The 8,444-nt window shown below is 70.7% G+C and carries 9 protein-coding genes; 2 read left to right on the top strand and 7 right to left on the bottom strand.

Going from position 1 to position 8,444, the window contains the following annotated elements; genetic code table 11:
- Window positions 1–44: 44 nt before the first annotated feature.
- Together EYA84_RS00575 and EYA84_RS00570 are read right to left on the bottom strand one after the other, a co-directional pair.
- Window positions 45–1,382, bottom strand: coding sequence for an amidohydrolase family protein (locus tag EYA84_RS00575; RefSeq protein WP_131050984.1), 1,338 nt, complete (start codon window positions 1,380–1,382; stop codon window positions 45–47).
- 26 nt (window positions 1,383–1,408) lie between these two features.
- Window positions 1,409–2,137 (bottom strand): Atu4866 domain-containing protein, encoded by a 729-nt coding sequence (locus EYA84_RS00570; RefSeq protein WP_131050982.1) that lies wholly within the window; start codon window positions 2,135–2,137, stop codon window positions 1,409–1,411.
- Window positions 2,138–2,265: 128 nt separating this feature from the next.
- On the opposite strand from EYA84_RS00570, the gene EYA84_RS00565 reads away from it, so the two are divergent.
- Window positions 2,266–3,093 (top strand): helix-turn-helix domain-containing protein, encoded by an 828-nt coding sequence (locus tag EYA84_RS00565; RefSeq protein WP_131050980.1) that lies wholly within the window; start codon window positions 2,266–2,268, stop codon window positions 3,091–3,093.
- 21 nt (window positions 3,094–3,114) lie between these two features.
- Here EYA84_RS00565 and EYA84_RS00560 read toward each other — a convergent pair whose 3' ends face one another.
- From EYA84_RS00560 to EYA84_RS00545, 4 genes are all read right to left on the bottom strand, one after another.
- Window positions 3,115–3,567, bottom strand: a complete 453-nt coding sequence (locus tag EYA84_RS00560; protein ID WP_131050978.1) for an Atu4866 domain-containing protein — start codon at window positions 3,565–3,567, stop codon at window positions 3,115–3,117.
- Between the two features lie 73 nt (window positions 3,568–3,640).
- A complete protein-coding gene (locus EYA84_RS00555; protein WP_131050976.1) occupies window positions 3,641–4,102 on the bottom strand; it encodes a DUF6069 family protein in 462 nt (153 codons plus the stop codon).
- A 28-nt stretch (window positions 4,103–4,130) separates the two neighbouring features.
- The gene (locus tag EYA84_RS00550) at window positions 4,131–5,123 is read right to left on the bottom strand and encodes an RNA polymerase subunit sigma-70 (protein WP_131050975.1); all 993 of its coding nucleotides are present in this window, start codon (window positions 5,121–5,123) and stop codon (window positions 4,131–4,133) included.
- A gap of 146 nt (window positions 5,124–5,269) precedes the next feature.
- Entirely contained in the window at window positions 5,270–5,869 is a 600-nt protein-coding gene (locus EYA84_RS00545) for a TetR/AcrR family transcriptional regulator (RefSeq protein WP_236145516.1), read from the bottom strand.
- A gap of 91 nt (window positions 5,870–5,960) precedes the next feature.
- Here EYA84_RS00545 and EYA84_RS00540 point away from each other — a divergent pair, with 91 nt between their 5' ends.
- Window positions 5,961–6,710 (top strand): SDR family NAD(P)-dependent oxidoreductase, encoded by a 750-nt coding sequence (locus EYA84_RS00540; RefSeq protein ID WP_131050974.1) that lies wholly within the window; start codon window positions 5,961–5,963, stop codon window positions 6,708–6,710.
- A 12-nt stretch (window positions 6,711–6,722) separates the two neighbouring features.
- Here the strand turns inward: EYA84_RS00540 and EYA84_RS00535 are convergent, their stop codons facing one another.
- A complete protein-coding gene (locus EYA84_RS00535; protein WP_236145515.1) occupies window positions 6,723–8,339 on the bottom strand; it encodes a LamG-like jellyroll fold domain-containing protein in 1,617 nt (538 codons plus the stop codon).
- Window positions 8,340–8,444: the final 105 nt, after the last annotated feature.

The following is an 8,444-nucleotide window of genomic DNA, read 5'->3' as shown; positions in this document are numbered from 1 at the left end:
GGGCAGGGGCGGGCAGGGCGGGCGGGGGCGGGTGAGACGCGGGGTCAGGCGTTGGCCACGGTCTTGCGGATCGCGTCGCGGGACTCGGTCACCTGGCGGCGCAGGTCGTCCAGGTTCACGCCGACGAGCTGACCGTTCCGCTTGCGCACCTGGCCGGCGACCAGGACGGTCTCGATGTTGCGGGCGTCGGCACCGAGCACCAGCGTGCCGACCGCGTCGTTGAGCGGCATCGTGTTGACGGCGTCGGCGGCGACGACCAGCAGGTCCGCCTGCTTGCCGGGGGTCAGCGAACCGGTGACGTCACCGAGTCCGTTGGTCCGGGCGCCCTGCGCGGTGGCGAAGTCCAGCACGTCCCGGGTGGTGATCCGGTCCAGCGTGGTGTCCGTGCCGTACGCGTCGTTCACCGCGCGCATCCGCTGGATGGCGTGCAGGGTACGCATCTGGGTGAACATGTCGCTGGCCAGCGCCACCTCCACATCGATGCTGAGTCCGGGTCGGATGCCGACGGCCAGCGCCTCGTCGATCGCGGGTACCGCCGTCTCCAGGCCGATCTGCGCCTCGGAGGTCGGCGCCAGCGACACGGTGACTCCGGCGTCGCCCATCGCCTGCCACGCCTGCGGGGTGAGGCCGGTGGCGTGGATCAGGGTCAGGTCGGGGCCGAGCAGCCCGTCGGCGGCCCAGCGCAGGATCGCCGCCGACGACGGCACGCCGAACACCGCGTCCACGCTGACACCGAGGTCGAGATCGCGGGCGACGGCCGCCAGCTCCGGCCCGTAGGCCAGGGCCGGACCGGCGATCTCGTCGGTGGCCAACGCCGCCAGGCGCAGCGTCACCAGGCCGCCGTTCGTCGCCTGGTACGCCCCGCACAGCCGGGCCAGGTCGCCAGGCCACTGGCGGTCCCACTCACCGAAGTGCGGTCCCATCGACGCGTGTACGCCCCGGATGCCGGTGTCGACAAGCGCCTGGATCGCCGCGTCCGAGTGCGCCGCCGTACGGGAGTTGTGCGAGAAGTCGAGCATCGTGGTGATGCCGGCGTCGAGGGCGGTGAGCGCGGCGAGCCGGGTGCCGACGTACATGTCGTGCGGGGTGTACGCGGGCGCGATCCCGGCCAGCGTCGACATCACGTACGCCCCCAGGTCGGTCACGTCCGGGATGCTGCGGCGCATCTGCGCCTGCCAGGCGTGCCGATGGGTGTCGACGAATCCGGGGCTGACGATCCGGCCGGTCGTGTCGACGACGGTCGCGCCCACCGCCTCCGGGTGCGACCGCAGGTCCGGGCCGACCGCGACGATCCGGTCCTCGCGGACCAGCACGTCACCGGATTCCAGGTCGCCGATCGCCGGGTCCATGGTGACGACCGTGCCGCCGCTGAACAACATCATCGGACTCTCCCCCTCGTAGTCGGTGATCAACGGCGGCGCAGGACGTATCCGGCGTGGTACAGCACCCCGTCGACGAACCGGCCGTACGCCCAGAAGCCCAGGTCGTCGCGGTAGACGATCCGGTCGCCGTCGATCCAGAACGCCCCCTGGTACGCGTGCGGCCGACCGCCCCGCGTCTCGTCGTACCGGCCGTCGGCGGTGAGTTCCTGGTGCAGGAAACCGGTCTCGTCGATCCACATGCCCAGGTAGGGGCTCTCGACCGATCGTGGTCCCGAGTCCGGCTCGACCGGAGCGGGCGTGAGTCGGTGACCGTTGGCCAGCGCGATCTCGCCGTCGACGACGATCGCGGCGGCCTGTTCCGGACGCCAGACGATCATCTCCAGCACGGACCGGCCGGAGGTCGGGCCGGCGATCAGGGCGAAGGTGGCCGGGTTTCCGGGGGTGAGCGCGCCGACCCGGTCGGCCGGACGAGCACGCAGGCCGGCGACAGCGACACCGTCGACGACGGCGGGCACGATGGCCAGGCCGGTGCAGTCGATGACGATCGCGCCGTCGTCCTCGGCGGCGGTGTGCAGGCCGGTGCCGACCGCGACGATCTCGTTCGTACCGACCAACAGGTCAGCCGTGGCGAAGTCACCGATCACCGGGTCGAGCGTGTGGATGGCGGCGTTGACGAACATCAGTGGACGGTGCTGGTCACCGGTGTTCCCGGCGATCTCCGCCAGTACCGCCTCGTCGAGCATGGGGCTGCTCATGGCGTACCTCCTGGGGTTGGGGTTCGTGCTCCCACCGTCACCGGAGGCGGAGTCGGCAGCCAGGCCGGAGCGAACCAGGGTGTGCCGCACCCTGCCTGGTCGGAGGCCGCGCGGTTACCGTTGGTGGCATGCCGACGACCGCGCTGGGGGCGTTCCTCACCGCCCGACGCGCCCGGTTGACCCCGGGCGACGTCGGCCTGGTCTCCAGTGGGACCCGGCGCGTCGCCGGGCTGCGGCGCGAAGAGGTCGCGGTGCTGGCCGGGGTGAGCGTCGACTACTACACCCGGCTCGAACAGGGCCGGGAGCGCAACCCGTCCTCGTCGGTGCTGGCCGCCGTGGCCCGGGCGCTCGACCTCGGGCCGGACGCCCACGACCATCTCTTCCGGCTGGCCGGGCTCGCACCTGGCAGTACGCCGACCCCCGCCCGACCGCAGGTCGGGCAGAGCCTGCGGGAACTACTCGACGCCTGGCCGGACACCCCGGCCGTGGTCATCGACCGGCGACTCGACCTGCTGGCCGGCAACGCGCTGGCCGACGCGTTCTACGCGGACTTCGCCGAGGCGGACAACCTCGTCCGGATGGCCTTCCTCGACCCTGCCGGCACGACGTTCTTCGCCGACTGGCGTCGTACCGCCGAGGCGTGTGTGGCGAACCTGCGTCTGGCCCTCGGCCACGACCCGCACGACCGGCGGGCGCGGGAGCTGGTCGAGGAGATGGGTACCGCGAGCCCAGAGTTCCGCAGGTTGTGGGGGCGGCACGACGTGCAGGGCAAGACGCACGAGGCGAAGACGTTCCGGCACAGCGCGGTGGGCGAGCTGACGCTGTCGTACCACGCGTTCGACGTACGGGACGCGCCCGGCCAGCAGTTGATCGTGTACCGCGCGGAGCCGCACAGCCGCAGCGCCGAGGCACTGCGGCTGCTGGGCACCCTGGCCGTCAGCCGCTGGCTCCGCTGAGCGGCGAACCCAACCTGGCCCCTATCCGTCCGTCCTCGCTTGCCGGTGAGCGTCGCTGCCCTCGCGATAGAAGACGTATCCCGCGTGGTGCAGAACGTCCCCGTCGAAGGTGCCGTCCGCGCTGAAACCGGTGTCGTCGACGTACTCGATCCGGGTCCCGACGACCTGGTAGGAACCCGTGTAGGCGCTCTCCCGCTCGCCCCGGGCCTCGTCGTACCGGCCGTTCGGCAGCAGCATCTGCCGGATGTGGCCGTCGGCCGTCACCCACATCCCGACGTACGGGTGCGGCGACACGTCACTGGTCCCCGCCGGTGGCGTCACAGCGGACGGCGTCGCAGTCGGTGCGGCAGTCGCCGAGTACGGCGTCGCGCCGTCGGAAGCGGCACCACCACTGCCCGCCTCGGCGGAGCAACCCACGAGCAACAGGACGCCGCAGGTCGCGCTGAACAGGCCCCCGAGTCTCGAATTCGCCATGTCGACCACGGTAGGTATCCGGTCCGGCGACAGCCTGGTCCCAGTACTCCCAGGAAGAACGCGCTACCCGCCCTTACGGCCGGCTCTCATGACGCCGGAGTTCTCGTGTGAGGACGGGGATCATCACCGCCGCAGGGACGACGTGCAGCCCGAGGAGGGCGGCGATGGTCGCGACGTTTCCGCCGGCCAGGAACGGCGGGATCATCGAGACCACAGTCAGGGCCACCGTGGTCCACACGAAACGTAGGGCGGGACGGGCGCTCCAGCGGAGCAGGGCGACGGCGATGACGACGCCCACGACCGAGAAGAACCCGGTCACCACCGTGAAGCCGCCCAACGGGATCGCCTCGCCCCCCTCGGGGAGCGCGAAGTCAACACCCACCACCCGGGCGAGTGCGGCGGCGAGGGTGGTCACGACCATCGCCGCGAGCGCGGCGACAAGACCGATGCCGACGAGTCGGCCGAATCGACGGGTACGGCGGGGGCGGTCCGCTGCCGGACCGGCGACGACATCGGCGTCATGTGTGCTGCTCATGTCGTTCCTCCTCTCGTTCCTCGTCGGATCAGGCCCGGGACTGCTCGGTGTCGTCCGCCGGCAGCGACGTCGGCACACCGAGCCGGGGGAACTGGTCGGCGTGGAACGTGATGATCTCGGTGATCGCGCCGCCGCTGATGCGCAGGACGTCGATGGTCAGCGGCAGGTACGCGCTTGCACCCTCTCGCCGGTGGTAGAAGGCGACGGCGGGCTGCCGGTTGACCCTGGTGGGGATGCCACGCAGGTTCGTCATGTTCTCGAAGCCGTTGTCGACCCAGTCCTTCACCACCGGGTCACGACCGACGAACAGGCCCGGGGTGGGCGGCATCGAGCAGCGGACGTCCTCCCGCAGCAGCGCGGTGAGCCCACCGATGTCCGTGGCCACACTGGCGTCGGTGTAGCGGCGTACCAGCTCACGGGTCCCGGCGTCCTCCTCACCGCCGGTCCAGTCCTGGCGCTCGGCGGGCAGGTGCTCCCGCATGCCGGCGCGGGCCCGCTGCAACGCGCTGTTCACGGAGTTGACCGAGTCCCCCAGGAGTTCCGCCACGTCCTTCGCCGGCCAGCCGAGCACGTCGCGCAGGATCAGCACCGCCCGTGGGCGCGGCGCGAGATGCTGGACCGCGACCAGGTACGCCAGCTCGATCGTCTCCCGCGCGACGGCGACCGCCTCCGGCTCGTCCGCGTCGCCGGTGGTCAACTCGTCGAGCAGCCGGTCCGGGTAGGGCTGCAACCAGAGCACCTCGCCGCCGGTCGCCGGTTCGGGGCGGCGCTTGGCGAGCAGGTCCAGGCAGGCGTGAGTGGCGATCCGGTACAGCCAGGCCCGGAACGTGGACCGTCCCTCGAATGTCTCCCGCCGACGCCAGGCTCGCAGGAACGTCTCCTGCACGGTGTCCTCGGCGTCCTCGAAAGACCCCAGCATCCGGTAGCAGTGCACGTGCAGTTCTCGCCGGTGCCGTTCCGCCAGCCCCGAGAACGCCGACTCGTCGACCTCGCCCAGACCACTCATGACCTGCTCGCCCATCACGCCATCCTCATGCCTCGCCGCATCCTGACATAGGTATGACGGGCGCGGGCCCGACAACTCATCACTCCTGCCCGCAGCGCCGGATGCGCAAGGGAGGTGGGTAGATCTGTTGTCGTTGGGGCGACAACAGATCTACCCACCTCTCAGGTCGGCGGCCAGTGCCGTAGGGCGGCGTCGGCCACGCGTTGGAGGTCCTCGCGTGTCGCGCCGCCCGCCGCCTGCACGGCCATTCCGTTCGCGATCGTCATGACGAATCGGGCGATCAGGTCCGGGTCGGCGTCGGCGGGCAGATCCCCCTTCTCGACGGCCAGCTGGAACCGGTCGCGGAGGTGCTGCTGACCTCGGGCGCGCCAGGCGGCCAGGGTGTCGCGCGCGACCTGACCGGTCTCGCCGACGACCAGTGCGCCCTGGACGCCCAGGCAGCCGGCGGGGCATCCGGGCCGGGTGTTGGCCTGAACCGAACCGGTGAGGAAAGCGGTCGCCACCTCGCGGGCGGTGGGTGCTCCCAGCGCCTGGACGACGTAGGCGCCGGGACCTTCCTCGTAGCGTTGCAGGGCCAGGTGAAAGAGCTGCTCCTTGTTGCCGAAGGCCGCGTACATGCTGGTGCGGGAGATGCCCATCGCCTCGGTCAGGTCGGCCAGGCTGGCTCCTTCGTAGCCCTGCTTCCAGAAGACCGTCATGGCCTTCTGAAGTGCCGCCTCGGCGTCGAACCCGCGCGGCCGACCCTGTTGCACCTTCTCCACACGACCATCCTACCCCTTGTGCACCGATCGGTTCAGAAGTGCTACGGTCTAGTTCCGTACCGATCGGTGCGGAAGTTTGGGGAGGTCAGAAATGCGTAGGCTGAAAGGCAAGACCGCCGTCGTCACGGGAGGCGGCACCCGGGGGATCGGCCGGGCCACCGCTGCCCGACTGGTGGCCGAGGGTGCGCACGTGTTCATCACCGGCCGACGCGAGGCCGAGTTGGACGAGGCGGTGCAGACCATCGGCGCGGGCGTGACGGCCGTACCCGGCGACATCACCGTCCCGGCCGACCTGGACCGGCTCTACGACAGGGTCGCGGCCCACGGTCGCGGACTGGACGTCCTCTTCGCCAACGCGGCCACGGCCTCGTTCGCGACCATCGAGACGATCACCGAGCGGGACCTCGACCAGATCTTCGGGGTCAACGTCAAGGGCACCCTCTTCACCGTGCAGAAGGCGCTCCCGGTGCTGAACCACGGCGCCTCGGTGATCATCAACGCCTCCACCGCCGCCGATCGCGGCACTGCGGGCTTCGGCGCGTACGCGGCCTCCAAGGCGGCCCTGCGGACCTTCACCCGCATCTGGGCCAACGAACTCAAGGCACGCGGCATCCGGGTGAACGCCATCTCACCCGGCCCGATCGACACCTCCGGCATCACCGAACTCGTCGGCGAGGAGAACGCGACGGCCTTCAAGGCAAACGAGGCGGCCCGGATCGCCATCGGACGCATGGGACGCACCGAGGAGATCGCTGCCGCAGTGGCCTTCCTCGCCTCCGCCGACAGCAGCTTCATGCTCGGCGCCAACCTGTACGTCGACGGCGGCGAGAACCAGATCTGAGGATGCGCTGCACTACTCGGGACAGGCGTCGCCCGGGTCGTCGCCGAAATCGCCGAGGAAGAAGTCGAACGTCAAGCCCTGGCCATCTATTTCGAGCAGGGCGCTGTGCGACAGGCCGCACTCACCGCCGAAGGTCGCGGTGACGGTGTAGACCCCCGGCGGCACGCCGGTCAGGGCGTAGCTGCCGTCGGCGGCGGAGGTGGCCTGGTATCCGCCGGGCTGCAACTGGACCACCGCCCCCGCCGACGGCAGGAAGTATTCGTTCCACACGTTCCCGGACAGGCTCGTCGCCGGCCTCACGGTGAACTCACCGTCGTTCTTGTCACTCACCCGGTTTCCGTCGGCGACCGCCGCCGCGTAGACCGGGCGGGAACCCCTGGTGTCGCCGACGTCGAGGGTGACGGTGGCCGTGCCGCCCGGCGTGGCGGCATTCACCGTGCTACCGAGGCCGGCGTCGCCCATGCTGTACCGGAAGGCGATGACGTTCGTGTCTCCGCGTGCGTCGAACCGTACGGTGATCTGTCCACCCCCGGTGACCTCGCTGCCGTGCGGGAACGTGACCGTCGGCGGCAGCGGCACGGCCAGCTTCGCCAGCTCCGTCGAGGTCTCGACGGAGGTGTACACCCGTACGTCGTCGACGAGACCTGTGAAGAAGCCGTCGTCGCCACCGTTCCACCTGCGTTTGCCGACCGCCACCTCTGCGGTGGCGTCGAACCCGCCGACCAGGGTCGTGGTCGCGGCCTGGGCGACACCGTTGACGTACAGGGTCATCGTCTTGGTGCTCGCGTCGTAGACGCCGGCAAGATGCGTCCACCTGTCCACCGTCGGTGCCGCGTCGGACAGCACGCTGTGCAGGGCCGCGTCGTCGGTGTCGGCGGCCGCCATGGAGAAGCGCCAGCGCTGGTCACCGCCGGCATAGCCGAGGTGGTACGCGGACGTCCGCGAGCCGCTCGCGCTCACCACGGTCTGCACGTCGCCACCCGACGTCGAGCTGATCCTGGCCCAGGCGGCGACGGTGAAACTCGCGTCGGTCCTCATCGGGGTCGACGCACCGGTGAAGGGGTGCGGCGTGTGGAGCGCTGCGGTCCTGGTCGCCGCAGTCGTGCCCGGCAGCGACAGCGCGGTGCCCACCCCGGACCGGCCGGCGACCCGGACCGCAGGCTCACCGAGTGTCAGGGCGTTGCCGTGGCCGGAGACATCGGTCGCGGCGGCGCCCGTCTCCTCGAACGTCCAGCGGGCGGCGGGACCGGAGTCGGCTCGGACGAAGAACATGTACGTCACCATCGTGGAGATCCGACCCGCATGACTCTTCGACCAGACGTGGAGCACATTGATGCCGTCATGCCGTGGTGCCACCGTGATCGATGCGCCGTGGTCCGTCGACCGCGCCGCGACAGTCTCCGCTGCGCTCACCACACCGGATTCGAGGCTGTAGGCGTACTCCTTCACCTCGTGTGCGCGGGTCGTCGGCGGGATCACCTCGAACGTGCCGGGCAGGCCGACGCCGCCGCGCGGCGCACCGTCGCTGAGGTAGTCGCTGGAGGTCACCGCCGCCGGTGGCGGTGGCGCCTCGATCGAGGTGGACGCTGCCGCCCCGGCTGAGGTGGGCGCTGCCAGCGGCGACGACACCAGTGCCAGCGTCAACCCCACTGTCCACCAACGCCGAGACGCACCCGTGCGGCCACCAGCCACCTGACACCCCCGTGATCAAGCCAGTCGATGCACGAACAGTAG

This window comes from Verrucosispora sp. SN26_14.1, assembly GCF_004307965.1.
Classification (GTDB): Bacteria; Actinomycetota; Actinomycetes; order Mycobacteriales; family Micromonosporaceae; genus Micromonospora.
This window is presented reverse-complemented; position numbering and strand designations above follow the sequence as displayed.

Bases quoted from the DNA above. Each gene is read 5' to 3' on its own strand.
- EYA84_RS00575 (WP_131050984.1), bottom strand. From the start codon at position 1,382: ATGATGTTGTTCAGCGGCGGCACGGTCGTCACCATGGACCCGGCGATC.
- EYA84_RS00570 (WP_131050982.1), bottom strand. From the start codon at position 2,137: ATGAGCAGCCCCATGCTCGACGAGGCGGTACTGGCGGAGATCGCCGGG.
- EYA84_RS00565 (WP_131050980.1), top strand. From the start codon at position 2,266: ATGCCGACGACCGCGCTGGGGGCGTTCCTCACCGCCCGACGCGCCCGG.
- EYA84_RS00560 (WP_131050978.1), bottom strand. From the start codon at position 3,567: ATGGCGAATTCGAGACTCGGGGGCCTGTTCAGCGCGACCTGCGGCGTC.
- EYA84_RS00555 (WP_131050976.1), bottom strand. From the start codon at position 4,102: ATGAGCAGCACACATGACGCCGATGTCGTCGCCGGTCCGGCAGCGGAC.
- EYA84_RS00550 (WP_131050975.1), bottom strand. From the start codon at position 5,123: ATGGGCGAGCAGGTCATGAGTGGTCTGGGCGAGGTCGACGAGTCGGCG.
- EYA84_RS00540 (WP_131050974.1), top strand. From the start codon at position 5,961: ATGCGTAGGCTGAAAGGCAAGACCGCCGTCGTCACGGGAGGCGGCACC.